This window comes from Streptomyces sp. Go-475 (assembly GCF_003330845.1).
Lineage (GTDB): Bacteria > Actinomycetota > Actinomycetes > Streptomycetales > Streptomycetaceae > Streptomyces.
Map to the genome: position 1 here is coordinate 3,604,116 of NZ_CP026121.1, position 23,789 is coordinate 3,627,904.

The window sequence follows — 23,789 nt, forward strand, 5'->3', positions numbered from 1 at the left end:
CCCAGGTCCCTACGCCGCCACCGGCTGCTTCCGCTCCGCCGCCTGGGCCGCGGTGCCCTCGCCGGAGGCCGGTGCGGCGCCGGGGGCCTGCTTGCGCATGCCCTTCAGGACGATCACCAGGGCGGCGGTGACGCAGACGCCCGCGGCGATGGCGACCAGGTAGAGGAGCGGGTTGCCGATCAGCGGGACCACGAAGATGCCGCCGTGCGGGGCGCGCAGGGTGGCGCCGAAGGCCATCGACAGGGCGCCGGTGATCGCGCCGCCCGCCATCGAGGCGGGGATGACGCGCAGCGGGTCGGCCGCGGCGAAGGGGATCGCGCCCTCGGAGATGAAGGAGGCGCCGAGCACCCAGGCCGCCTTGCCGTTCTCGCGCTCGGTCTGCGTGAAGAGCTTGCCGCGCACGGTCGTCGCCAGGGCCATCGCCAGCGGCGGGACCATGCCGGCCGCCATCACCGCGGCCATGATCTTCATCGCGGAGTCGCTGGGGCTGGACACCGCGATGCCGGCGGTGGCGAAGGTGTAGGCGACCTTGTTGACGGGACCGCCGAGGTCGAAGCACATCATCAGGCCGAGCAGGGCGCCGAGCAGGATGGCGTTGGAGCCGGACAGGCCGTTCAGCCAGTCGGTCATGCCCTTCTGCGCGGAGGCGATGGGCTTGCCGATGACCACGAACATCAGGAACCCGACGATCGCGGATGAGATCAGCGGGATCACCACCACCGGCATGATGCCGCGCAGCGCCGCCGGGACGTTCACCTTCTGGATCGCCAGCACCACACCGCCGGCGATGAGACCCGCCGCGAGACCGCCGAGGAAGCCGGCGCTGATGGTGGACGCGATCATGCCGCCCACGAACCCGGGGACCAGGCCGGGCCTGTCCGCCATGCCGTAGGCGATGTACCCCGCCAGCACCGGGACGAGGAAGCCGAACGCCACGGCGCCGATCTGGAACAGCAGGGCCGCCCAGCTGCCCGTCTGGGTCCACACGAAGTGTTCCATGACCGAGGGCGCCGTCTTGACCTCGTAGCCGCCGATCGCGAAGCCGAGGGCGATGAGCAGACCGCCCGCCGCGACGAACGGCACCATGTAACTGACGCCGGACATCAGCCACTTGCGCAGCTTGGTGCCGTAGCCCTCGCCGGAGTCGCCGGAGCGCTCCACCGGGGTGGCCGGGGCGGAGCCGGAGGTGACCTCGCCGCGTGCGGCCTTCTCGCGGACCTCGGCGATGAGTTCCGCGGGGCGGTTGATGCCCGCCTTCACGCCGACGTCGACGGTCGGCTTGCCGGCGAACCGCTCCTTCTCCCGCACGGGCACGTCGTGGGCGAAGATCACGCCGTCCGCCGCCGCGATGACCGCGGGGTCGACGCGGGTGAAGCCGGCCGAGCCCTGGGGCTCGACGGTGATCTCGACGCCCGCCGCACGGCCGGCGTTCTCCAGCGACTCGGCCGCCATGTAGGTGTGGGCGATGCCGGTGGGGCAGGAGGTGACGGCGACGATGCGGAACGGGCGCTCCTCGCCGGGAGCGGCGTCGTCGTCGGTGTCCGTGGCGGCGGCGGAAGAGGCCGCTCCCGCCGACGCCACGGGGTCTTCGGCACCTGCCGGAGCAGGCGTCTCGGCAGGCGCTTCGGCAGGCGCTTCCGGCTCGTCGCCGCGGATCAGCGCCGCCGCGGCCGCCGCGTCGCCCACCGCGCGCAGGGCGTCGGTGAACTCGCTGTTCATCAGCTGCCGGGCCAGGGACGACAGGATCGTCAGGTGGGCGTCGTCGGCGCCGGCCGGCGCGGCGATCAGGAAGATCAGGTCGGCGGGGCCGTCCGCGGCACCGAAGTCGATGCCGGCCGCGCTGCGCCCGAAGGCGAGCGTCGGCTCGGTGACGTGCTCGCTGCGGCAGTGCGGGATGCCGATGCCGCCGTCGAGGCCGGTCGGCATCTGGGCTTCGCGGGCGGCCACATCGGCGAGGAAGCCGTCCAGGTCGGTCACCCGGCCCAGGGCCACCATGCGCTCGGCGAGGGATCGCGCCGCCGCTTCCTTGGTGTCGGCGGACAGGTCGAGATCGACCAGGTCCGCGGTGATCATGTCGCTCATCGCGGGCTCCTTAGCACGCGTATCGCCCGGTCAGTGGGGTGGGCGGGGGTGGGGGGGGTGCGGTGGGGGTGACGGGGGTGGGAGCGGGGAGTAATGGGGAGGCTCGCCGCTCACGGGCCGGTCCGGGCAGCTCGAGGTACGTCATGACACCGGCTCCTTCAACACTCGGTCCGCCGGGATGTCCGCCGTGACCGTCACCGCGGCCGGGTCCAGGTCCCCGGGCTCGGGCATGACACTGCCGGGCAGCTGGACGGCCGCCGCGCCGTGGGCGACCGCGGAGGCCAGGGCCTCGGGGCCGCTGCCGCCGGCGATCAGGAAACCGGCGAGGGAGGAGTCGCCGGCGCCCACGTTGCTGCGGACGGCGGCCACCCGGGCGCTGCCGAACCAGGCGCCCTCGTCGGACACCAGCAGCTGCCCGTCGGCGCCGAGGCTGGCGAGGACGGCCCGGGCACCCCTCTCGCGCAGTTCCTCGGCCGCCTTCACGGCGTCGCCGACGGTGGCGAGGGGGCGGCCGACGGCCTCGGCGAGCTCCTCGGCGTTGGGCTTGACCACGTCGGGTCGCTCGCGCAGGGCCGCGAGCAGCGCGGGCCCGGAGGTGTCCAGGGCGATCCGCGCCCCGGCGGCGTGCGTGCGGGCGACCAGTTCGGCGTACCAGGAGGGGGCGAGGCCGCGCGGGAGGCTGCCGCAGCAGGCGATCCAGGAGGCGTCGCGGGACTGCTGCCGTACGGTCTCCAGGAGCAGTTCCCGCTCGGCGTCGGTGAGTTCCGGGCCGGGCGCGTTGATCTTCGTCAGGACGCCGTCGGCCTCGGCGAGGGCGATGTTGGAGCGGGTGGCGCCGGCGACGGGGACCGGGGCGACCTCGATGCCCTGCGCGTCGAGCAGGTCGGCGACGAGCGCGCCGGGGGCGCCGCCCAAGGGCAGGACCGCCACGGTGCGCTGTCCGGCCGCGGCGACCGCGCGCGAGACGTTCACGCCCTTGCCGCCCGGGTCCATCCGCTCGCCGGTGGCGCGGATGACCTCGCCGCGGTCGAGGGACGGCACCTCGTAGGTGCGGTCCAGGGACGGGTTGGGGGTGACGGTGAGGATCATGCGCGCACTACTTCCGTGCCGCCGCGCTCGATCGCGACGGTGTCTTCGGGGCTCAGCCCGCTGTCGGTGATCAGCAGGTCCACATCGCTCAGGTCGCCGAAGCGGGCGAAGTGCTCCTGGCCGTGCTTGGAGGAGTCGGCGAGCAGCACCACGCGGCGGGCGGCGGCCACGGCCGCGCGCTTCACGGCGGCCTCGGCGAGGTCGGGGGTGGTCAGGCCGTGTTCGGCGGAGAAGCCGTTGGCGGCCACGAACAGCACGTCGGCGCGGATCTCGCCGTAGGCCCGCAGCGCCCAGGCGTCCACGGCGGCGCGCGTGCGGTGCCGTACGCGCCCCCCGATGAGGTGGAGCTGGATGCCGGGGTGGTCGGCGAGACGGGCCGCGATGGGCAGGCTGTGCGTGACGACGGTGAGCGAGGCCTCCAGCGGGAGGGCAGCGGCCATCCGGGCCACCGTCGTGCCGGCGTCGAGGATCATCGTGCCCTCGCTCGGCAGTTCCGCGAGGGCCGCCTTGGCGATGCGGTCCTTCTCGTCGGCCGCCGTCGACTCGCGCTCGGCGATGTCCGGCTCGAAGTCGAGGCGCCCGACCGGGATGGCTCCGCCGTGCACCCGGCGGACGAGCCCGGCGCGGTCGAGGGCCTTCAGATCCCGGCGGATCGTCTCCGCCGTCACCTGGAACTCCTCGGCCAGCGACACGACATCCACTCGGCCGCCGTCACGGGCGAGCCGGAGGATCTCCTGCTGCCGCTCCGGTGCGTACATGTCTGTTCGCCTCCGCCTCGTGCCCGAACGTGTGGTTTCAGCGGGAGGCTACGCCGAGATTTCCGCAAAGTAAACAGGTTCGGACCCAATCGGGCATGATCAGAAATGCAGACGGGCCCGGCACCCGAGATGCCGAGCCCGTTCCCCGCCAGGCCTGTTCCCCGCCGTCAGACCAGCGCCGGTTCCTTCTGCTCCACCACCGGCTGCTCCCCCTCCAGGTGCTGCGCGGGCCGCTTCGGCAGCGCGAACATCAGCAGGAAGATGGCGCCCATCACCACGGCCACCCAGCCCAGGGCGTTCCGGAAGGCGTCCGCGAAGGCCGGACCCACCTGCTCGGGCCGCAGGTGCTCGGAGATCGTGCCGAAGAAGACCACCGACACCAGCCCCAGCCCCAGCGCGTTGCCCATCTGCTGCACGGTGTTGATCAGCCCCGACGCCGAACCGGCGTGCTCGCGCGGTACCTCGGAGAGGATCGCGTCGGTCAGCGGCGCCACGATCAGACCCATGCCGACGCCCATCACGACGAGCGGCAGAGCCATCTGCCACGGGGTGACGGCGAGGCCGTAGTGGGCGGACTCCCAGATGTAGAGCAGCACCCCGGCCGCCATCACCAGCGCGCCCGCCTGGAGCACCTTGCGCCCGAAGCGCGGCACCAGCTGCTGCACCGACATCCCGGCGGCCACGGACACCGCGATCGAGAACGGCACCCCGGTCAGCCCGGCCTTCAGCGGGCTCCAGCCCAGCCCCACCTGCATGTACAGCGTCCACACCAGGAAGAACACGCCGAGCCCGACACCGAAGACCGTCTGCACGGCGATCCCCGCCGCGAAGCTCTTGACCCGGAACAGCGACAGTTCGACCAGCGGGGAGCCGTCCCGCGCGCTCTTGCGCCGCTCGTACGCCACCAGCACCGCGAGGACGACGAGCGCGCCGGCCATCGAGACGTACCCCCACACCGGCCAGCCCAGCTCGCGGCCACGGATCAGCGGGTAGAGCAGCATCAGCAGCCCCAGCGTCACCAGCGCGACGCCCACCAGGTCCAGCTTCAGGGCCCGCGGCGCCCTGGACTCGGTGATGAAACGGCCGCCGAGGACCAGGCCGGCGACACCGACGGGCAGGTTGATCAGGAAGATCGAGCGCCAGCCCCACCCGAACAGGTTCCACTCGGTCAGCAGCGCGCCCAGCAGCGGACCGGACACGGCGCCGAGTCCGACGACCGCGCCGAACAGCCCGAAGACCTTGCCCCGTTCGTGCGCCGGGAAGGTCGCGTGCACGATCGACAGCACCTGCGGCACCATCAGCGCCGCCATGCCGCCCTGCAGGAAGCGGGCCGCGACCAGCATCTCCGGGTTCACCGCGAGGCCGCAGAGCGCGGAGGCGACGGTGAAGCCGCCGATGCCGACGAGGAAGACCCGCTTGCGGCCGTGGATGTCGCCGAGCCGTCCGCCGGTGACGAGCCCGGCGGCGAAGGCGAGGGCGTATCCGGCGGTGATCCACTGGATCTGGCTGAAGGACGCGCCCTCCTCCCGCTGGATCGACGGGATGGCGATATTGACGATCGTGACGTCGACGAGGTCCATGAAGGCCGCGGTCATCACGATCGCGAGGGCGAACCAGCGGCGGCGGTCGCTCCCGCCGCCCGCGGTGGTGCTGAGGGTCTGCTCGGTGGAGGTCATACCGCGAAGCTAGTGGCCCATTAGGTCAGATCTTGTCCTACTGCTACGGCATCCTCATCGGTATGACGACGGACACTCCGGCCCGGCTGCTGACGCTCCTCTCCCTCCTCCAGACGCCCCGCGAATGGCCCGGCGGCGAGCTCGCCGACCGGCTCGGAGTCTCCCGCCGCACGGTCCGGCGGGACATCGACCGGCTGCGCGAGCTGGGCTACCCCGTGCAGGCCAGCAAGGGCGCCGACGGCGGCTACCGGCTGGTCGCGGGCAAGGCCATGCCGCCGCTCGTCCTCGACGACGAGGAGGCGGTGGCCATCGCGGTCGGGCTGCGCGCCGGGGCCGGGCACGCCGTGGAGGGCCTGGACGAGGCGTCGGTACGGGCCCTCGCCAAACTGGAGCAGGTGCTGCCCGGCCGGCTGCGCCACCGCGTGAGTACGCTTCAGGCCGCGACGACCCCGCTGACCAGCGGGGACGGGCCGAGCATCGCGCCCGAGACCCTGACCGTCATGGCCTCCACGGTGGCCGGGCACGAGCGGCTGCGCTTCGCCTACCGCGCGGCGGACGGCACCGAGTCCCGTCGCCTGACGGAGCCGTACCGGCTGGTGTCGACCGGGCGGCGCTGGTACCTGGTGGCGTACGACATCGACCGGGACGACTGGCGGACGTTCCGGGTCGACCGGGTGAGCGAACCGTTCGCCACCGGCGCGCGGTTCGTGCCGCGCGAGCTGCCGACGGGGAGTGCGGCGGAGTACCTGCGGCAGTCGATGCAGCGGCAGCAGGAGTCCTACGACTTCGAGGTCGTGTTCGCCGCGCCGGCCGACTTCGTCGCCGCGCGGCTGCCGAAGTGGCTGGGCACGCCCGAGCCGCTGGACGAGAACAGCAGCCTGCTGCGGGGGTCCGTGGGGGACGCCGTGCAGTGGGTGGCGTTCCGCCTCGCGATGCTGGAGTGCGACTTCGCGGTCCGACGCCCGGAGGAACTGGTGACGGCGGTCCGGGAGTTGGGCGCACGGCTGAGCAGGGCGGCGGAGGGAACGACCGGCAGGGCATGACCGTCGCGCCCGGGCTCCCGAGTCGTGGTCCCGGACCGCTGTCTTGCGCCGCCGGCGTCACGGCCGGGAGCGCCCTGCCGCCGCCATCAGCCCCCCTACGCCCCCCACGGAAAGTCCCGAAGCGCCGCGAGGTTGCGCAGCGCCAGTTCCGCCGGGCTGCCCGGGCCCTCCACGGGCCCGTCCCCCTCGGCCCAGCCCTCCAGGGCGGCCCGTACGGCGGCGCTCGCGACGGCGGCGGCGAAGCGCGGTTGCGGCACGGCGCGGGCCTCGGGTCCCGGCGTGGGGGCAACGTTGTCGCCGTCGCCCTCCCCCGCAGAGCCCCCGGCGGCAGGCCCGACACGTGTCACCCGTTCCGCCAGGACCTCCCCCAGCATGCGTTCCGACCCCTGGCACACCTCCGCCCACACCCTGCGCAGGGACGGGTTCGCCTCGGCCAGGCGCAGGAGCGTGCGGACCCACTCCCAGGAGGACGCCGAGACGCCGACGCCCGGCGTGAGGGTGTGGCGGACCCCCTCCTCCAAAGCCTGGAGGACGCCCGCCTCGGCGGGAGCGGCCCGCACCGCCGCCACCCAGCGCTGGGCGCCGGCGGCGTAGAGCGGGGCGACGGCCTCCTCCTTGGTCGCGAAGTACCGGTAGAAGGTGCGCGGGGCGATGCCGGCGGCCTGGGCGATGTCCTCCGCGCGGGTGGCGCGCAGGCCGTGCCGTACGAAGAGACCGGCCGCCGCACGGGCGATCTCCATCCGCGTCTCGGCCTTGCGCCGCTCGGTCAGAGAGGCGTGCGGCGGGGTCGGGGTGGTGCTGCTCACGCCCGGCAGGCTATGCCCATGTGACACAATCTGCCATCTGGCAGGCCACCCCGTGGTTCAGGTACGGGGTGGCCCGCCTTCCAGCCCCCTGCCGGCGAGGACGACCGGCATGAAGAGAGCCGGGCCCCGGCGCCCGGGGGGAGGGACGCCGAAGCCCGGCCTTGGGAGAGTCCCGGCGCCGGGGGGAGTGCGACGGGACTTGGCTCTGCGGGGGGCCAGGGGGGTGACCCCGGGCCCGAACTGGTGGACCCGGAAGTCTTGTTCCCGGAGCCCCGGGGGTTGAAGCGGCGTTACAACGCCATGTTTGCGCGGTCTTTCGCCACCCGGCGTACGCCAGGGCCACCGGGCGTACACTGCCCGTCACCCACAGGCCATGGGAACGAGCGGTGCGCACGGAAGCTCACCATGGTCGCCGGATCGCCGGCCGCTCACCGTGCTCGCCGGACCGTGCTCGCCGGACAGCCTCGCCGGGCTGTGCCGGCGTCACGCCGCCGCGTCGAACCCGGTGCTGCGGGCCAGCTTCTTCAGCTCCAGCAGCGCGTGCTTCTCGATCTGGCGGATGCGCTCGCGGGTCAGGCCGTGCTCCTTGCCGACCTCGGTCAGCGTGCGCTCGCGGCCGTCCTCGATGCCGTAGCGCATCTTGATGATGGAGGCCGTGCGCTGGTCGAGGCGGCCGATGAGGTCGTCGAGCTCCTCGCTGCGCAGCAGCGTGAGCACGGACTGCTCGGGCGACACCGCCGAGGTGTCCTCCAGGAGGTCGCCGAACTGGGTCTCGCCCTCGTCGTCCACCGACATGTTCAGCGAGACCGGGTCGCGGGCCCAGTCCAGCACGTCGGTGACGCGCTCCGGCGTCGAGCCGAGCTCGGCGGCGATCTCCGCGGGCTCCGGGTCCCGGCCGTGCTCGCGGTTGAACTCGCGCTGCACACGGCGGATCCGGCCCAGCTCCTCCACGAGGTGGACGGGCAGGCGGATCGTACGGGACTGGTCGGCTATCGAGCGGGTGATGGCCTGGCGGATCCACCACGTGGCGTACGTGGAGAACTTGAAGCCCTTGCGGTAGTCGAACTTCTCGACCGCGCGGACGAGGCCGGCGTTGCCCTCCTGGATCAGGTCCAGCAGCGGCAGGCCGCTGCGGGGGTAGCGGCGGGCGACGGCGACGACCAGGCGGAGGTTGGAGCGGATGAAGACGTCCTTGGCCCGCTCCGCGTCGGCGACCAGGGCTTCCAGCTCCTCGCGGGTGGCGTCCGCCTTGGTCTCCTCGTACCCGTCGAGGACCTGCCGCGCGAACACACCCGCCTCGATGACCTGGGACAGCTCGACTTCCTTGGCGGCGTCGAGCAGCGGTGTGCGCGCGATCTCGTCGAGGTACATGCCGACCAGGTCGCGGTCGGCGATCTCGCCGCCATGGGCGCGAACACTGCTTGCCGCGTCGGCCGTCTCGCCGGTGGCGGACTGACGACGGGCGACGGCACGGGTTGCCATGCGTGCTCCCTTGCGATGTGAGGTCAGCGGGTGGTCCTTCGGACGCTGGACTCCGTCTCCGGGACTCTCCGGACTCTCCTCGGGTGCCCTGCATCCGATGGAAACAACGACTGGAATCAGGACAGAATTCCCAACCCGCCCTCCGATTTTTCTGATCATGCAGTACCCTGTCCGGCCACACCGGGAGGCGAGATGCTGTCGGAACGCACAGAGGTGCAGGTCAGGCCGGGAGTCGAGGGTGACCTCGAAGCCCTCACGGCCCTCTACAACCACTACGTACATGAGACAGCGATCACATTCGATACCGCGATCTTCACTCCGGAGGAGCGCCGCCCTTGGCTGCTCTCCCACCCTGAAGACGGGCCGTACCGCCTGATGGTTGCCGTGGACCGCGACACACAGGGGATTCTGGGGTACGCCACCTCTAGCCCCTTCCGGGCGAAGCCCGCCTACGCGACCTCCGTGGAGACGACGGTGTACGTCGCCCCGGACGCCGGCCGCCGGGGCATCGGCACCCTGCTCTACGAGGCGCTCTTCGAGGCCCTGTCCGGCGAGGACCTGCACCGCGCCTATGCGGGCATCGCGCAGCCGAACGAGGCGTCGGCCCGGCTGCACGAGCGCTTCGGCTTCCGGCACGTCGGCACGTACCGGGAGGTCGGCCGCAAGTTCGGGCGGTACTGGGACGTGGCCTGGTACGAGAAACCGCTCTAGGGGCGGTCAGCCGAACTGCACCGACCGCTTCGCCAGCCCCATCCAGAACCCGTCGATCACCGACTTCTGCGCGTCCAGCTCACCGGCCGCGTCGGCCGCGCCCATCGTGACGAACAGCGGGGCGAAGTGCTCGGTGCGGGGGTGAGCCAGCTGCCCCGCGGGCGACTTGCGGGTGAAGTCGAGCAGGGCGTCGACGTCCCGCGCCTCCAGGGCCCGCCGGCCCCAGTCGTCGAACTCGGCGGACCAGGCGGGGACGCCGCCCTGCCGGAGCGCGGCCAGGTTGTGGGTGAAGAAGCCGGAGCCGACGATGAGCACGCCCTCGTCGCGCAGCGGGGCGAGCCTGCGGCCGATCTCCATGAGCCGGACCGGGTCGAGCGTCGGCATGGAGACCTGGAGGACCGGGATGTCGGCCTCCGGGTACATCTCGACCAGCGGGACGTACGCGCCGTGGTCGAGGCCGCGGTCGGGAACGTCCTGGACGGGCATGCCGGGGGCGCGCAGCAGCTTCCGCACCGACTCGGCGAGCTCCGGTGCGCCGGGGGCGTCGTACGTCACCCGGTAGTAGTGCTCCGGGAAGCCCCAGAAGTCGTAGACGAGCGGCACGGTCTCGGTGGCGCCGAGGGCGAGCGGAGCCTCCTCCCAGTGGGCGGAGACGATGAGGATCGCCCGGGGGCGGGGCAGGCCGGCGGACCAGGCTGCCAGCTCACCGGGCCAGACCGGGTCGTCCGCCAGGGGCGGGGCGCCGTGGCTGAGGTACAGAGCGGGCATGCGCTCCTGGGTGGCGGCGGACATGCTGCGACTCCTTCCAGAACATGGTTCCCTACAAAACTGTACGGACCATTTGTTTAAAGTTCAAGGAGGGTCCGCGTAGAGTGGACGACATGAAGGCACCCGCATCCGCACCGGCAACCGGCTCCACCGCGGAGCCCCAGGAACCGCGCTGGCTCACCGACGAGGAGCAGCGCGTATGGCGTTCGTTCATGGAGGGCGCCACTCTCCTCGACGACCATCTCGACCGTCAGCTCCAGCGCGACGCGGGCATGCCGCACGTCTATTACGGCCTTCTGGTCAAGCTCGCCGAGGCGCCGAGGCGGCGGCTGCGGATGACCGAGCTGGCGATGCTGGCGAAGATCACCCGCTCCCGTCTCTCGCACGCCGTCGCGCGCCTGGAGAAGAACGGCTGGGTGCGCCGCGAGGACTGCCCCGACGACAAGCGGGGCCAGTTCGCCGTGCTGACGGACGAGGGCTACGAGGTGCTGCGGCGGACCGCGCCGGGCCATGTCGAGGCCGTGCGCCAGGCGGTCTTCGACCGGCTCACCCCGGAACAGCAGAAGTCCCTCGGCGAGATCATGCGGATCATCGCCGAGGGACTCCAGCCGAGCGAAGCGGGTGCGGACCTGCCCTGGCTCCGCTGACGCGGGAGCCGGGGCAGGTCCTGGAATCCGTAGGCGCGAGGCGTCCCCTTCCTCGCGCCTACGGGTGGCCCGAAGCGGGTGCGTGTACGGGTGAGGGTGCGGGTACGGCCGTCAGTGGGCGACGACCGGGATCTGCACCTCGTCCGCCGCGCCCTCGCCGGAGCCGGTCACCGCGGTCATGTTCGGGCGGCCGGCGTTGACGAAGGTCAGGGCGATCGCGGCGGCCACCACGAGGATGCCGACGGCGAACCAGATGGCGCTGGTGTAGCCCTGCACCATGCCCTCCAGCTGGACCAGCTGCTGCTGGGACCGGCTGGTCGCCCCCACGATGTGGTCGGCGATGTAGGAGGTCGTCGCCGAGGCGGCGATGGTGTTGAGCAGGGCCGTGCCGATCGCGCCGCCCACCTGCTGCGAGGTGTTGACCATCGCGGAGGCGACACCGGAGTCCCGGGGCTCGACGCCCTGCGTGGCCAGGGACATGGCCGGCATGAACGCCGTACCCATGCCGAGGCCGAGCAGCAGCATCGCGGGCAGCAGCAGCGCCGCGTACGAGGAGTCGATCTCCAGCTGCGTCAGCAGCAGCATGCCGAGCGCGGCGACCAGGAAGCCCGGACCCATCAGCAGGCGCGGCGCGACCCGGGTCATCAGGCGGGTGCCGATCTGGGTGGAGCCCGTGATCATGCCCGCGATCATCGGCAGGAAGGCGAACCCGGTCTTGACCGGCGAGTAGCCCTTCACGATCTGCAGGTAGTAGGTCAGGAAGAGGAACAGGCCGAACATCGCGATGATCGCGAGACCGAGGGAGAGGTAGATGCCCCCGCGGTTGCGCTCGGTGACCACGCGCAGCGGCAGCAGCGGGGCCTTGACCTTGGACTCGACGACCACGAAGGCCAGCAGCAGCGCGGCCGAGGCGACGAACATGCCGACGGTCACGGAGTCGCTCCAGCCGTCCGACTCGGCGCGGGTGAAGCCGTAGACGAGGGCGACCAGGCCGAGGGTGGACAGGATCACGCCGGGGATGTCGAGCGGGGAGCGGTTGCGGCCGCCCTCCGGCTCACGGATGACGAAGTAGGCGCCGGCCGCGGCGATGACGGCGAACGGGATGTTCACGAAGAACGTCCAGCGCCAGTCCAGGTACTCGGTGAGGAAGCCGCCCAGGATCAGGCCGACGGCACCGCCGCCGCCGGCGATCGCGCCGTAGATGCCGAACGCCTTGGCGCGTTCCTTGGCGTCGGTGAACATCACGGCGAGCAGGGAGAGCGCGGCGGGCGCGAGCAGGGCGCCGAAGACGCCCTGGAGGGCGCGGGAGCCGAACATCATGGCCTCGTTGGTGGCCGCCCCGCCGAGGGCGGAGGCCGCGGCGAAGCCCGCGAGACCGAGGACGAAGGTGCGCTTGCGTCCCCACAGGTCGGCTATCCGCCCGCCGAACAGGAGCAGGCCGCCGAAGGCGAGGGCGTAGGCCGTGACGACCCACTGCCGGTTGCCGTCGGAGATGCCGAGGTCCTGCTGGGCGGAGGGCAGGGCGATGTTCACGATGGTGGCGTCGAGGACGACCATCAGCTGGGCGAGCGCGATGAAGACGAGCGCTTTCCAGCGGCCGGCGTCCGGTGCGGCCGGAGCGCCGAGAGCCTTTGAGGCTGTTTCAGACATGGGGGTACCCACTTCGGGACTTCGTGACGGAAAAGAGTGACAAAAGGGATGGCTCGTCTAAGGGGACGGCCATAGGGACTGTTGCCTGGTCTGTTGCCTGGTCTGTCGCCTGGTCTGTCGCCTGGTCTGTTGCCTGGTCTGTCGCCTGGCCTTCAGGCGGTCGGGAAGGCCGAACGCGTCGGCCGGGGCTGGTGGTTCAGGGTCGACGCAGGTCCTCCAAGGTCACGGCCGCGCCCGGCAGAGCGGAACGAGCGGGAGCCCGCAGCCCGTCCAGGAACAGCTGGAGATGACGGTGGACGAAGCGGTCGGCACGGACGCAGTCCGTACCGGCCGGGGGCCTGCTGAGCTGGGCCACGGCGATCATGACGTCCCCGACGTCCACGTCGGAGCGGAGCTGACCGGCCGCCCTGGCCCGGTCCATGACCTCGGCGATCAGCCGCTCGACCCGTTCGCGCGCGGCCTCCAGATCCGGGTGGTGCTTGTCGAACGTGCTGGAGATCATCGGGCACAGCGCGCTGATCCGCTCGTCGGCGGCGGCGTGCACGAAGCGCTCCAGCGCCTCGAACGCGTCCCCGGTCTCGGTGAGCGCGACCTCCGCCGCGGCGGCCGTACGGTCCATGACGGAGCAGACGACCTCGCGGACCAGCGCGTCGCGGTCCGGGAAGTTGCGGTACACCGTGGCGTTGCCGACGCCGGCCCGGCGGGCGATCTCGTCGAGCGGCACCTCGGGGCCGTGCTCGACGAACATCTCCCGGGCGGCGGTGACGATCCGCTCCCGGTTGCGCAGGGCGTCGGCGCGCGGCCGGGGCGCCTTGCGCTGTACGGGGGTGGCGGTCTGCACGGCGTACTCCTGGTGTGAATGCGAAGCGCGTATCCGGGGAGGGGCTCCCCGTTTCGCTCGGACACAGGTCTAAACGGGGACTGCCTCCCCGGTATTTCCCGCTCCGGCGGCAATTCTTTGTGACCTGGCTCACAGTTCCGTCGATGCCGGGCTGCTGGACTGCGTCCGCACTGGGCCTACTGACGGGAAACCCACGATCGGTCTCCTCCAACGCGCGCCCCCGCACCCCGCGACGCAGGGTGAGCGCAAGGGTGCAGTCGGAGACCGGCGGCTGCCACGGCGCGGGAGGTCCCTTGCAGGTCACGTCCATGCAGCCGCAGCCCCGGGGCCGCGGGCCGGGCAGCGCGGGGCCGCTCGGCCGCCGGATATCCCGGCGCCGCCTGGCCGCGCTGGCCTGCGTGACCTCCCTGACCTTCACGGTCAGCACCTCGACCGGCACGGGCCGCCTCGCCCCGGGCACCACAGCGGCCGGAGCGGGCCCGATCGCCCTGTCCCACAGCTCCGCGCACGCCCCCTGCCTGATCCGCGGCGCCCGCGAGGTCCAGATGTCCGAGGGCATCCCCACCTCCGAGGGCTACTCCCGCTCCACCGGCACCGTCCGCGCCCTCACCCTGATGATCGACTTCTCCGACGCCCCCGGCGAGGGCAGGGCCCTGGACCGCTTCCGGGAGTTCTTCCCGCAGACCCGCCACTGGTTCCGCACCAGCTCCTACGGCCGCCTCGACTACCGCCCCGAGACCCCGGTCCCGTCCTGGCTGCGGATGCCGCGGTCCTTCCGCGAGTACGGCATAGAGCGGGGCGCCCCCTTCGACCCGGGCTACCGCGCGCTCGTCCGGGACATAGTCGCCGCGGCCGACCCGAAGGTGGACTTCCGCGGCTACGACCTGCTGAACGTGCTCGTGACCCCCAATGCCGGCCCCTCCGCCCTGGACACGGTCCTGTCCGTCACCTTCGCCGGGAATCCCGAGGCCCCGCCGGCGGACGGCGTCCCCGTCGCCAACGCCTCCTTCGTCTACTCCCGCCAGGACGACGGCTCGGGCTCCTACGACCGCACCGGCTACCGCGTCCTCCCCCACGAGAACGGCCACGTCTTCGGCCTGCCCGACCTGTACACCGCGGAGGGCGGGGGCGCGGTCGGCCACTGGGACATCATGAGCGAGGACTGGGGCGCCAACAACGACTTCCTCGGCTGGCACAAGTGGAAGCTGGGCTGGCTGGACGCCGACCAGGTGCACTGCGCGGCCTCCCCCGGCACCACGGAGTACACCCTGACACCGCTGGCCCGGGCCGGCGGCCCCAAACTGGTCTTCGTCCCCCTGAACGGCCGGACCGGCTACGCCGTCGAACTGCGCACCCGCGCGGGCAACGACGAGGCCGTGTGCCGCCCCGGCGTCCTCATCTACAAGGTCGACGCGGAGGTGGACACGGGCATGGGCCCGGTCACCGTCTACGACTCCCGCCGCGACAGCGGCGGCTGCACGCGCGCACCGAACGTCCACGCGGAGCTGTCGGACGCGCCGTTCAGGGCCGGGGAGACGTTCAGGGACGCGCGGAGCGGGGTCGTGATCAAGGTGGTCGGGGCGGAGGCGGGGGCGGACGGCGGATACCGGGTGCGGGTGACCAGGGAGTAGGGCCGGACCAGCGGCCGACCGGCGGTCCCTCCGCCGAGCCGCGTCCGGATTACCGTAGGCGTGCCGCGACCGCCGTACCGGAGAGCCGATGCCAGCGAAGCCCACGCCCGAGACCCCCGAGGGGCCCGCCCGACCGGCTGACGAGAACGGGAAGCCGGGCGGGACGGCCGCAGACCGCTCGACACCGGCGGCCGGGACGGCCCAAGACCGCTCGACACCGGCGGCCGGGACGGCCCAAGACCGCTCGACACCGGCGGCCGGGACGGCCCAAGACCGCTCGACACCGGCGGGCGCGACGGCCCAAGACCGCTCGACACCGGCGGGCGCGACGGCCCAAGACCGCTCGACACCGGCGGGCGCGACGGCCCAAGACCGCTCGACACCGGCGGGCGCGACGGCCCAAGACCGCTCGACACCGGCGGGCGCGACGGCCCAAGACCGCTCGACACCGGCGGGCGCGACGGCCCAAGACCGCTCGACACCGGCGGGCGCGACGGCCCAAGACCGCTCGACACCGGCGGGCGCGACGGCCCAAGACCGCTCGACACCGGCGGGCGCGACGGCCCAAGACCGCTCGACACCGGCGGGCGCGACGGCCCAAGACCGCTCGACACCGGCGGGCGCGACGGCCCAAGACCGCTCGACACCGGCGGGCGCGACGGCCGAAGACCGCTCGACGCCGACCCTGGAGACGGCCGAAGACCGCTCGGCACCGGCCACGGGAACGCACACTCCACCACAGCCCGTCCCCGCGGAGGCGGTCACCCCACTCATCCGCGGGATCGCGGTACTGCGCGAGCTGACGAAGGCGGACGGCACGCTGAGCCTGAGCGGTCTGGAACGCGCCACCGGCCTGGCCCGCTCCACGGTCGACCGCATCACGGCCACGCTCGCCCGCATGGGCTACGTCCGCGTGGACGGCCGGGACGTGCACCTCTCCCCCCGCCTGATGGAACTGGGCAACGCCTACCTGTCGGCCCTGCGCCTCCCCGCCCTCCTCTCCCCGCACGCGGACGCCCTGGCCGACGAACTGGACGAGTCGGTCTCCCTGGCGGTCGCAGACCGCGACGGCATCCGCTTCATCCACCAGGCGACCCGCCGCCGCGCGATGTCCCTGAGCTTCCGCATCGGCGACCTGCTCCCCGCCGAACGCACCGCGCCCGGCCCCCTGTTCGCGACGGAGTGGACGACCGCGGACTGGCAGCGCTGGCGGGAACGCAGGGCGGCGGACCCGAGGGACCTGTCCTTCACGGCCGTACCGCCACGCAGGTACGGCGCGGACGCGAGGTACGACGAGGACTTCGTACGCCGCACGGAAGAGGCGTCGGCGAACGGCTGGGCCGTGGACGACCAGCTGATCGAACCGGGCCTGGTGGCGATCTCGGCACCGGTCCGCTCCCCTCACGCGCACGACGAATCGACCACTGGGGGCGGCGACGTACGCGCGGGGGGACGCGGCGAAGGGCACGCGGGGGCAGGCCGGATCGCCTGCGTGGCAAGCATCGTCAGCCACACGAGCCGCCACACGGCACACAACCTGCGGACGACCCTCCTCCCGAGGCTGCGGTCGGCGGTGACGGAGATGGAGGAGGAACTGCGCCGCACCCCGCCCCCGGAGCCCGGCCCGCCCCCCTCGGACCTGGCGCTCTGGACGGGCGAGTCCAAACTGAGGCTCGGCCGCGACTTCATCGAGTCCCTGGCGCGCGGCCTGACGGTCCTCACGGCGTTCGGCGAGGGCAGGCCGGAGCTGACGCTCACGGAGGTGGCCCGGGCGACGGGCCTGGCCAGGGCGACGGCCCGGCGGGCCTTGATCACGTATGAGCACCTGAACCTGGTGACGACCCGGGAAGCCCGCACCTTCTCCCTCACCCCCCGGGTCCTCTCCCTGGGCTACCCGCCCCTCTCCCGCACGTCCCTCCCCGAGATCGCCCAGCCCCACCTGGCCGACCTCACCTCCCGTATCCACGAGTCGACGTCGCTCGCGGTGCTGTCGGACTCCGGCGAGGAGATCCAGTGCACGGCGAGGGTGGCGACGGGCAGGGTGATGAGCGTGAACATCACGGTGGGCACCCGCCTGCCGGCCCACGCGACGGCTCTGGGCCGAGTCCTCCTGGCGGACTGGGCCGATGACCACCCGCTCCGGAATGCCCTGGCCACGGTCCGCTCCCAGGGTTACGCCTTGGTGGACGAGGAACTGGAGGAAGGCCTCCGCTCCCTGGCGGTCCCCATCCGCGACCGCGCCGGACGGGTGGTGGCCGCCCTGAACACGGCGATGCACGCGAGCCGCCGCTCCCTCCGGGAGTGCGTCACGGACCTGCTCCCCGAACTCACGACGACGGCCACCCGCATCGAATCGGACCTCCACACCGCCACCCGCTTCACCCACGTCTCCCTGACCTGACCCCCACACCCACCCGACCCGCATCCGGTACGCTGACGCCTGTGGTCTTCCCAACCACAGGCACGCCGCTCCTTGCGTCCGCTGCCACTGCCTTCGTAGCTCAGGGGATAGAGCACCGCTCTCCTAAAGCGGGTGTCGCAGGTTCGAATCCTGCCGGGGGCACCAGGTCAAAGGCCCGGCACCTCCGAAATTTCGGAGGTGCCGGGCCTTTGACATCCACTTCTGACATCAACGCGCGCAGTCACTCGCGGATGGGGCGTCTCCGGAGCAGCCGGTCCATGTGGCTCATGGCTTCGCGCTGCGTGTCCTGGACGACGTGGGTGTAGACATCCATGGTGATGCTGATCTGAGAGTGACCGAGGATCTCCATGACAACGCGGGGCGCGACCCCGGCCGCCGTGAGCAAGGTGGCCGTTCCATGGCGAGCGTCGTGCAGCCGGATCACGCGGAGGCCGGCGGACTGGGCGACGCGGGTGAAGGAGCGGTACAGGTTACGCGGCTCGACGGGGCGGCCGGTGCGGGTGGCGAAGACGTAGTCCGACTCCTGCCACCTCTCCCCCGCCTTAGCGCGAGCGTCCGCCTGCACGTAGGCGGTGCCAGCGTAGGGGCGCGATGCAGAGGGCAGGCAACGGCACCGCCCGGCGACGGCGGCTCTTGGGGTCGTCGTCGTACAGGACGCCACGGCGGCGCTGGACCTGGTGGCGGACGTAGAGGACGCGGTTGTCGAGGTCGACGTCCGACCAGCGCAGGCCCACGATCTCTCCCCGGCGGAGTCCCATGGCGATGGCGAGGACGTAGGCCGCGTAAAGCGGATCCTTGCGGGAGGCCGCGAGGAAGTCGAGCGTCTCGTCGAGGGCCCATGGGCTCAAGTCGGGCTTATCCGTGCGGGGCGGCTCGACGAGCTTGGCGACGTTACGCGTGATCAATTCCTCGCGGCAGGCTGCGGACAGCGCCGAGCGCAGAACTCGGTGTGATTCCTTGGCCGTTGCGGCGGTGGTCTCCTTCTCCAGGCGGACGAGGAAGCGGCGGACGTCGGCGACGCCGAGCGATTCGAGCCGCTTGGAACCGAGCAGCGGCACCAGATAGAGCCGGACGTGCGCCTCGTACTTGTCGAACGTGCTGAGCTTCCGCCGGGGCTTGATGACGTTGTCCAGCCAGTACGGGAGCCAGTCCGAGAGCTTGGCCGACTTGGTGGGCACGGGCACGCCCTGGTCGACCTTGTCGAGCAGCTCGCGGCGCTTGGCATCGCACTCGGCCCAGGTCTTGCCGTAGGCGAACTTACGGGCCCGTGTGCCGTCCGGCTGGAGGACATAGACCGCGCACTGGAAGCGCCCGTCCTTCCGCTTGGTGATGGTGCCCGCCCCGTTGGGGTTCCGCTTGCGTTGCTGGGCCATCAGGCGGCCGCCTCCAGTTCGTTGGTGATGTACTCGCGAACGGCCCGCGCGGGTATGCGACGGCACCGGCCGATGGTGATCGAGGGCAGACGACGGGAGCGGATGAGGTCGTAGACGGTGGAGCGGCCGAGCTTGAGCCGCTCCATCACGTCAGGCACCGTCAGCAGTTCGTCGTCATGCATGGGTGGGCTCTCCTTCCGTTCCGGGGGCGGGTTCGAGGGATGCGGCAAGCCAGGCTTCGGCGTCCGTGAGGCCGGTTCCGGCGAAGACCCAGTGCGCGAGGACGTACGTCGTCTCGGGCTCGGGGCCGTTGGCTGCTGCTGCTTGGGCGCGGCGCCATTCGGCGCGGGCGTCGCGGAGGGCGCCGAGGGTGGTGGAGTAGCGGCGGGACTTGGTGGAGAAGTGACCGCGGAATCCGAGCATGTGAGCCCAGGCGCGCAGGCGGAGGTGTTCGAGGTCCGTGCGTACGCCGAGGAACCATGCGGTTCGGATCATGCGGCGGGCGTGGTCGCTGATGTCGAGCTGGGCGAGTTCGGCGGCGAACTTGAGCGGGCGGTCGAGGGCACCCGTCGCTGCCTCGGCGCCCTTGGTGGCGTACTTGGCGATGTAGGCGGCGACAGCCCGCTCGGTCAGCTCCTGGCCGCCGTCGAAGTCGGCCGAGCGGATGGTGCGGACGTCGAGTTGGCGGCCGAAGGTGAAGGTGTGGGTGCGGCCGTCGATGACCGGGCCGTCCACGCGGACCTTGGCGGCGGCGGCCTGGATGGCGTCGGTGAGCAGCTCGGCCGTGGCCCAGGGAGGGGGCGGGGTGTCGCCGCCGCTGGGGCCGTCGATGCGGATGACCGCGTGGAAGTGGACCGCGCCGCGCTTCTGGTACTCGGCGACCTTGGCGAAGCTCACGCGGGCGTGCTCGCGGAAGCGCCGCTGGGAGAGGCTGGCGCGCTTGGCGACCTCTCGGCGCAGGTAGGTGGAGAAGCGCCGCCAGAGCGGACCGGCGTGGGCGTTCCAGAGGACGGCGGCTTCGTAGTCGTAGGTGTCCGGGTCGAGCGCGGTGCCGAGTGCCTCGTCGTCCTGGTCGTGGTGGGTGCCACAGCGGCAGGAACGCCCGCTGGAAGGGCGGTTGTGGACCGGGCCGAAGCTAGGCGCGGTGAAGGTGGCGAACACGCGCGGGTGGGCGGCGACCCGTTCCGGGATGCCCTTGCCGCCGCGCAGGCCCGAGGTGATCAGGTGGAAGGTGTCGCGGCGGTAGACCTCGGCGCAGGCGGCGCAGCGGGTGGTGCGGCGGTTGTTGCAGCGGACGAGGAGTTGCCCGGCCGGGAGGCTGGTCGAGTCGAGGTGGTGGAGGACGTTGCCGATCTCGCCGGTGCGGGTGTCGACGTCGTACTCGGTGCGGTGGCCGTCGAGGCGGATCGGGTTGGTGCAGCCGCCGAGTCCGGAGAGTTGGCGGAGGGTACCTGGCAGCGTGCCCTGCGCGGCCAGGTTCGCGAGTTCCGGGAGTGGGGCCGGGGTGGTGCGGGTGAAGATGGCGTTTCCCCTTCTGGCTGGCTCGGTCGGGAGGAACAGGCCCAGGGGCGGCGAAATGCTTGGTCGTGTGCCGCCGCCCCGGAGGCCAGCGCGTTTCAGCGGCGGTGGTGGTCGCGGAGCATGGAGCGCAGGACGACGGCGGCCATGGCAACGGAGATGGCCGTGACGGCGACGGCGGCCAGGAGCGCGGTGAGGACGACCCCGCCGACGACCAGGGCGACGACGGTCTTCTGATCGATGGAGGCCGAGGGCAGCGAGCGCCGAACGGGTGCTGTCTCGGTCGGGGTGTGGGTGTGCGCGGGCGGCGGGGTCGGGCTCTCGGGGTACTTCGGGAGGAACACGGTCAGCTCCTTATCTACTCGTCTAGGCATGTGAGCCGTTTATGACGCTCACGCCGGAGCGCGTGCCGGACTCGATGGCGGGTGCGAGGAAGGTGCGGGAGAGCCAGAAGCCGAAGAGGGCGATCAGGACGACGATCCAGACGCGGACACCGAGGAACCTGACTGCTCCCCAGGCGAAGAAGCCGAGGACGACGACCAGCGGCAGGCTGACAGTCACGGGCGGACTCCCTTTCAGCGGACGGGGCAGCGGTGGGTGCGGGCGGCAAGCTCAGCGGCGGCACGGCCCTCGTAGTCGGTGGAGAAGCCGCAGCGCGGGGCGGAGCAGGCGGCGGTGTGCTTCTCATGGCCCCGGGCGTCGTAGTACGTGCCGACCTGGACGGGGCCGATGCGGACGACGTTGCGGAAGCGGCGGTTGGCGGTCACGCAGGTCTCCGTTCAGAGGTGGGTGGCGATGGCTTCGGCCATGGGTGCGGGGACGCCGAGGCGGGCGCGGAGGGTGGGGGTGTCGATGGGTGTTCCGGTGCGGGTGTGGTGTTCGGCGGCGACCTTGCGGGCGTGTGCGACGAGGGCGGCCGGAACGGGCGGGGCGGGACGCTCAGGCGGTTCCGGTTCGTTGACCGGACGCGGGGGCGGGGTTTGCTCGGGTGCCGGGTGGACGGGTGGCTCGGGGAGGAATTCTGGTTCCTCCGCCTGGTCATGGACCTCGTCGTCGTCCGTGTCGGGTTCGGCGGCGTGGTCGATCGTCTTCGGTGCGGAGTGTGCGAGCAGGGTGCCGCCGAGGAAGGCGACCGCAGGCCAGCCCGCCACGAGGATGCGCAGCCAGGCCGGGACGTGGTTCATGTCGAGCAGGCCGGCGGTGGCGACGTTGGCTCCGAGTGAGGCCGTGAGCGCGATGAGGAACCAGCACCACCCGGCCGCTTTCGCTTCCCCGGACCGCAGGCGACGCCAGGCGGCGACGAGCAGCAGGTCGACGCTGATGGGGTAGGCCCAGGCTTTCCATCCGTCCTGTCCGGCCGCCGAGGCGATGTCGTGCAGGTGGGCGAAGGACAGTGCGGCGGCGATGACGGCTTGGATGAGCACCGCGTCAACGCGGGCCAGTTGGGCGCGCATGCTGCGGCTCCTTCCGGATTCAGGCATGCGAGGGGTAGGGACTTGGCGTGAGGCGGTCACGCCGACCGGGTTGGTGGAGGAGGTCAGCCGGTTGCCGGGCGAGGTTCGACGACCGGGGCCGGGGACTCGACCGGCCGTACCGTCACCTCGGGCTGGAAGGGCTTGAGCACGGGCAGGTCCGGCACCAGGTGGGCGTACTCGCGGCAAGTCTCGGCGGCATCGCCGAGGGACAGGTACGGCGTCCGGATGCGCGACCAGCCGCCCGAGGTGTCACCTGCCACGGCGAGGCCGGGTCGTTCGGGGGCGATGGCGCAGGCGGCCGTGACCGCTTCGGGTGCGATGTCGCCGAGCGCCATCTTCGCGGAGGCTTCGTCGTTCACTCGGTGGCAGACGCGGCCGGTCAACTGGGCTCGCAGCATGGTGGCGCCCTTGCCCAGCTCGGCGCCGAAGCGTTGCCCGCAGACCTCCAGGTAGATGCCGGCCGCGCGGCCGAGTTGGGCGAGTCGGATGAGCTGGGTGACCATCTCGTCCCGGCGTTCCTCGTCCTTCCTGGTGGCGACGAGGAAGAGTTCAGCCACCTCGTCCACGAACAGCACGAGAGGGACGGGGCGTTTGGACTCGGGCAGTCCCCAGATGTCGGAGGTGATCTCCTCGGCCGGAGTGTCCGGGGCGATGCCTTGCCGGGCCTTGATCAGGTCGTATCGGTCCTCCATTTCCTTTACGAGCACGGGCAGCAGCTCGGCTGCCTGTTCCGGTTCGGTCGCCAGCGCGGAGAGGCGGGCGGCAAACGGCGCCAGCTCCACACCGCGCTTGCAGTCGATGCCGACCAGGGCGACCGGCTGAGGGGCGAGTCCGGCGATCAGGTGCCGCAGATACATGGACTTGCCCGACAGCGTGGCGCCGAGTGTGAGTTGGTGGGGCACGGCCCGCTAGTCGCGTATGAACGGCATGGCGTCCTCCCGCAGGGCCACCGGCACCCGAAGGAACCCGGCGTCCACCTTGCGGGGCATCCGCACTCGCCGCAGCACGTCGAAGCCGACCAGCCGCAGCTCAACCACACCCGGCTTGACCGTGGTCACGTACACGGCGTGAACGCCCCAGGTATGCCGCAGCCGTTCCGCCGAGGCGGCGACGTCGGCTGGTTCCTGCCCCGGAGCGAGCCGAAGCCGAAGTCGAAGCCCGGTCGAGGTGGGGCGGATGATGCCCCGACGCGGCGGTACGGGACGGATCTCGCGGCGGGTGGTGGCCTTGACCGCCAGCATGCGCAGCCGGGACGGAGCCACGGTCAGGCCGCAGGCTTCCATGACCGAGCCGTATGAGCTGAGGAGCCGGGCCGTGGATATCGGCAGGCCGACCGTGGACCAGTACACCCCGGGGTGCTTGGCCCGGGCGTAGGCGGCCCCGCCGCCGAGTGCGGCGACAGGACCACCCACCTCCAGGAGTGTCGTCAGATCGGTCATCAGGCAGCGGCCCCGGTGGCGGCCGGGAAGGCGGCCGGAGTCACGGCGGCGGCGCGGAACGCGATGCCGTGACGCTGCTGCCCGTTGAAGACGCTCTCCCACGGCCGGGCCACCAGACCCGGAAGCGAAACCGGAGCCCCGAGCGTCAGTCCCTCGGACACTCCGCTCTCCGGAACGGTGACCTTGATCAGCGACGACTCGCCCTCCTCGATGTAGACGACGCCGATCGTCATGAGCGCCTCACCGCTGGTAGCGTCCTTGGCGATCTCGCCCGTCTGCCGGTCGCGGACCTTGGGCTCGGGGGCCTCGGTCAGCAGGATCGTTGCGGCCGAGGTCTCTACGCGGATGGTACGCAAGGCTTTTTCCTGTCTACTCGTC

At 71.9% G+C, this 23,789-nt stretch carries 21 protein-coding genes, 1 tRNA gene and 2 pseudogenes; 6 read left to right on the forward strand and 18 right to left on the reverse strand.

Features of this window, described 5'->3' with window-relative positions:
• Positions 1 to 9: 9 nt before the first annotated feature.
• The 4 genes from C1703_RS16435 to C1703_RS16450 form a co-directional block, all read right to left on the reverse strand.
• Positions 10 to 2,082: a fructose-specific PTS transporter subunit EIIC gene (locus C1703_RS16435; protein ID WP_114253587.1), complete on the reverse strand. Its 2,073-nt coding sequence runs from the start codon at positions 2,080 to 2,082 to the stop codon at positions 10 to 12.
• Between the two features lie 141 nt (positions 2,083 to 2,223).
• Entirely contained in the window at positions 2,224 to 3,171 is a 948-nt protein-coding gene (pfkB, locus tag C1703_RS16440) for a 1-phosphofructokinase (RefSeq protein ID WP_114253588.1), read from the reverse strand.
• The gene (locus C1703_RS16445; protein WP_114253589.1) at positions 3,168 to 3,929 is read right to left on the reverse strand and encodes a DeoR/GlpR family DNA-binding transcription regulator; all 762 of its coding nucleotides are present in this window, start codon (positions 3,927 to 3,929) and stop codon (positions 3,168 to 3,170) included. The genes pfkB and C1703_RS16445 overlap by 4 nt, the downstream gene beginning before the upstream one ends.
• Positions 3,930 to 4,096: 167 nt before the next feature.
• Complete coding sequence (locus C1703_RS16450; protein ID WP_114253590.1) at positions 4,097 to 5,605, reverse strand: MFS transporter; 1,509 nt, start codon at positions 5,603 to 5,605, stop codon at positions 4,097 to 4,099.
• Between the two features lie 62 nt (positions 5,606 to 5,667).
• Here C1703_RS16450 and C1703_RS16455 point away from each other — a divergent pair, with 62 nt between their 5' ends.
• Positions 5,668 to 6,648, forward strand: coding sequence for a YafY family protein (locus tag C1703_RS16455; protein WP_114257451.1), 981 nt, complete (start codon positions 5,668 to 5,670; stop codon positions 6,646 to 6,648).
• A gap of 95 nt (positions 6,649 to 6,743) precedes the next feature.
• On the opposite strand, the gene C1703_RS16460 is transcribed toward C1703_RS16455, so the two are convergent.
• Positions 6,744 to 7,454, reverse strand: a complete 711-nt coding sequence (locus C1703_RS16460) for a TetR family transcriptional regulator (RefSeq protein ID WP_232840501.1) — start codon at positions 7,452 to 7,454, stop codon at positions 6,744 to 6,746.
• A gap of 483 nt (positions 7,455 to 7,937) precedes the next feature.
• Positions 7,938 to 8,936, reverse strand: a complete 999-nt coding sequence (locus tag C1703_RS16465; RefSeq protein ID WP_010035431.1) for a sigma-70 family RNA polymerase sigma factor — start codon at positions 8,934 to 8,936, stop codon at positions 7,938 to 7,940.
• A gap of 192 nt (positions 8,937 to 9,128) precedes the next feature.
• Between C1703_RS16465 and C1703_RS16470 the strand changes: the two genes are divergently transcribed.
• A complete protein-coding gene (locus tag C1703_RS16470) occupies positions 9,129 to 9,647 on the forward strand; it encodes a GNAT family N-acetyltransferase (protein WP_114253591.1) in 519 nt (172 codons plus the stop codon).
• Between the two features lie 6 nt (positions 9,648 to 9,653).
• Here C1703_RS16470 and C1703_RS16475 read toward each other — a convergent pair whose 3' ends face one another.
• Positions 9,654 to 10,439, reverse strand: coding sequence for a class III extradiol ring-cleavage dioxygenase (locus C1703_RS16475; protein ID WP_198678189.1), 786 nt, complete (start codon positions 10,437 to 10,439; stop codon positions 9,654 to 9,656).
• Positions 10,440 to 10,528: 89 nt separating this feature from the next.
• Here C1703_RS16475 and C1703_RS16480 point away from each other — a divergent pair, with 89 nt between their 5' ends.
• Complete coding sequence (locus C1703_RS16480) at positions 10,529 to 11,062, forward strand: MarR family transcriptional regulator (protein ID WP_114257454.1); 534 nt, start codon at positions 10,529 to 10,531, stop codon at positions 11,060 to 11,062.
• Positions 11,063 to 11,173: 111 nt separating this feature from the next.
• Here C1703_RS16480 and C1703_RS16485 read toward each other — a convergent pair whose 3' ends face one another.
• Positions 11,174 to 12,712 carry an MFS transporter gene (locus tag C1703_RS16485; RefSeq protein WP_114253592.1) on the reverse strand — a complete coding sequence of 513 codons (1,539 nt, stop codon included), beginning with the start codon at positions 12,710 to 12,712 and terminating at the stop codon, positions 11,174 to 11,176.
• 196 nt (positions 12,713 to 12,908) lie between these two features.
• Complete coding sequence (locus tag C1703_RS16490) at positions 12,909 to 13,553, reverse strand: TetR/AcrR family transcriptional regulator (protein ID WP_114253593.1); 645 nt, start codon at positions 13,551 to 13,553, stop codon at positions 12,909 to 12,911.
• Between the two features lie 308 nt (positions 13,554 to 13,861).
• Between C1703_RS16490 and C1703_RS16495 the strand changes: the two genes are divergently transcribed.
• From C1703_RS16495 to C1703_RS16505, 3 genes are all read left to right on the forward strand, one after another.
• Positions 13,862 to 15,184 carry a M6 family metalloprotease domain-containing protein gene (locus tag C1703_RS16495; RefSeq protein WP_114257455.1) on the forward strand — a complete coding sequence of 441 codons (1,323 nt, stop codon included), beginning with the start codon at positions 13,862 to 13,864 and terminating at the stop codon, positions 15,182 to 15,184.
• Positions 15,185 to 15,956: 772 nt separating this feature from the next.
• The gene (locus C1703_RS16500; RefSeq protein WP_232840760.1) at positions 15,957 to 17,585 is read left to right on the forward strand and encodes an IclR family transcriptional regulator C-terminal domain-containing protein; all 1,629 of its coding nucleotides are present in this window, start codon (positions 15,957 to 15,959) and stop codon (positions 17,583 to 17,585) included.
• 89 nt (positions 17,586 to 17,674) lie between these two features.
• Positions 17,675 to 17,750, forward strand: a tRNA-Arg gene (locus C1703_RS16505).
• A 76-nt stretch (positions 17,751 to 17,826) separates the two neighbouring features.
• Here C1703_RS16505 and C1703_RS16510 read toward each other — a convergent pair.
• The 9 genes and pseudogenes from C1703_RS16510 to C1703_RS16550 form a co-directional block, all read right to left on the reverse strand.
• Positions 17,827 to 18,979, reverse strand: a pseudogene (locus C1703_RS16510) (site-specific integrase).
• Positions 18,979 to 19,161, reverse strand: coding sequence for a helix-turn-helix domain-containing protein (locus C1703_RS16515; protein ID WP_086602848.1), 183 nt, complete (start codon positions 19,159 to 19,161; stop codon positions 18,979 to 18,981). Before C1703_RS16515 ends, C1703_RS16510 begins: the two are co-directional and overlap by 1 nt.
• Positions 19,154 to 20,455, reverse strand: a complete 1,302-nt coding sequence (locus tag C1703_RS16520) for a replication initiator (RefSeq protein WP_232840761.1) — start codon at positions 20,453 to 20,455, stop codon at positions 19,154 to 19,156. Before C1703_RS16520 ends, C1703_RS16515 begins: the two co-directional genes overlap by 8 nt.
• 140 nt (positions 20,456 to 20,595) lie before the next feature.
• Entirely contained in the window at positions 20,596 to 20,841 is a 246-nt protein-coding gene (locus C1703_RS16525) for a SpdD protein (protein WP_114253595.1), read from the reverse strand.
• Positions 20,842 to 20,863: 22 nt separating this feature from the next.
• Complete coding sequence (locus C1703_RS16530) at positions 20,864 to 21,058, reverse strand: hypothetical protein (protein WP_114253596.1); 195 nt, start codon at positions 21,056 to 21,058, stop codon at positions 20,864 to 20,866.
• Positions 21,059 to 21,072: 14 nt separating this feature from the next.
• Positions 21,073 to 21,264, reverse strand: a complete 192-nt coding sequence (locus tag C1703_RS16535; protein ID WP_114253597.1) for a mobile element transfer protein — start codon at positions 21,262 to 21,264, stop codon at positions 21,073 to 21,075.
• A 12-nt stretch (positions 21,265 to 21,276) separates the two neighbouring features.
• Complete coding sequence (locus C1703_RS16540) at positions 21,277 to 21,951, reverse strand: DUF2637 domain-containing protein (RefSeq protein WP_114253598.1); 675 nt, start codon at positions 21,949 to 21,951, stop codon at positions 21,277 to 21,279.
• Positions 21,952 to 22,034: 83 nt separating this feature from the next.
• Positions 22,035 to 23,411 (reverse strand): annotated as a pseudogene (locus tag C1703_RS16545) (FtsK/SpoIIIE domain-containing protein).
• Positions 23,411 to 23,767 (reverse strand): hypothetical protein, encoded by a 357-nt coding sequence (locus C1703_RS16550; protein WP_114253599.1) that lies wholly within the window; start codon positions 23,765 to 23,767, stop codon positions 23,411 to 23,413. Before C1703_RS16550 ends, C1703_RS16545 begins: the two are co-directional and overlap by 1 nt.
• Positions 23,768 to 23,789 lie beyond the last annotated feature (22 nt).

Bases quoted from the DNA above. Each gene is read 5' to 3' on its own strand.
- C1703_RS16445 (WP_114253589.1), bottom strand. From the start codon at position 3,929: ATGTACGCACCGGAGCGGCAGCAGGAGATCCTCCGGCTCGCCCGTGAC.
- C1703_RS16465 (WP_010035431.1), bottom strand. From the start codon at position 8,936: ATGGCAACCCGTGCCGTCGCCCGTCGTCAGTCCGCCACCGGCGAGACG.
- C1703_RS16455 (WP_114257451.1), top strand. From the start codon at position 5,668: ATGACGACGGACACTCCGGCCCGGCTGCTGACGCTCCTCTCCCTCCTC.
- C1703_RS16540 (WP_114253598.1), bottom strand. From the start codon at position 21,951: ATGCGCGCCCAACTGGCCCGCGTTGACGCGGTGCTCATCCAAGCCGTC.
- pfkB (WP_114253588.1), bottom strand. From the start codon at position 3,171: ATGATCCTCACCGTCACCCCCAACCCGTCCCTGGACCGCACCTACGAG.
- C1703_RS16485 (WP_114253592.1), bottom strand. From the start codon at position 12,712: ATGTCTGAAACAGCCTCAAAGGCTCTCGGCGCTCCGGCCGCACCGGAC.
- C1703_RS16475 (WP_198678189.1), bottom strand. From the start codon at position 10,439: ATGTCCGCCGCCACCCAGGAGCGCATGCCCGCTCTGTACCTCAGCCAC.
- C1703_RS16435 (WP_114253587.1), bottom strand. From the start codon at position 2,082: ATGAGCGACATGATCACCGCGGACCTGGTCGATCTCGACCTGTCCGCC.
- C1703_RS16480 (WP_114257454.1), top strand. From the start codon at position 10,529: ATGAAGGCACCCGCATCCGCACCGGCAACCGGCTCCACCGCGGAGCCC.
- C1703_RS16495 (WP_114257455.1), top strand. From the start codon at position 13,862: ATGCAGCCGCAGCCCCGGGGCCGCGGGCCGGGCAGCGCGGGGCCGCTC.
- C1703_RS16470 (WP_114253591.1), top strand. From the start codon at position 9,129: ATGCTGTCGGAACGCACAGAGGTGCAGGTCAGGCCGGGAGTCGAGGGT.
- C1703_RS16450 (WP_114253590.1), bottom strand. From the start codon at position 5,605: ATGACCTCCACCGAGCAGACCCTCAGCACCACCGCGGGCGGCGGGAGC.
- C1703_RS16515 (WP_086602848.1), bottom strand. From the start codon at position 19,161: ATGCATGACGACGAACTGCTGACGGTGCCTGACGTGATGGAGCGGCTC.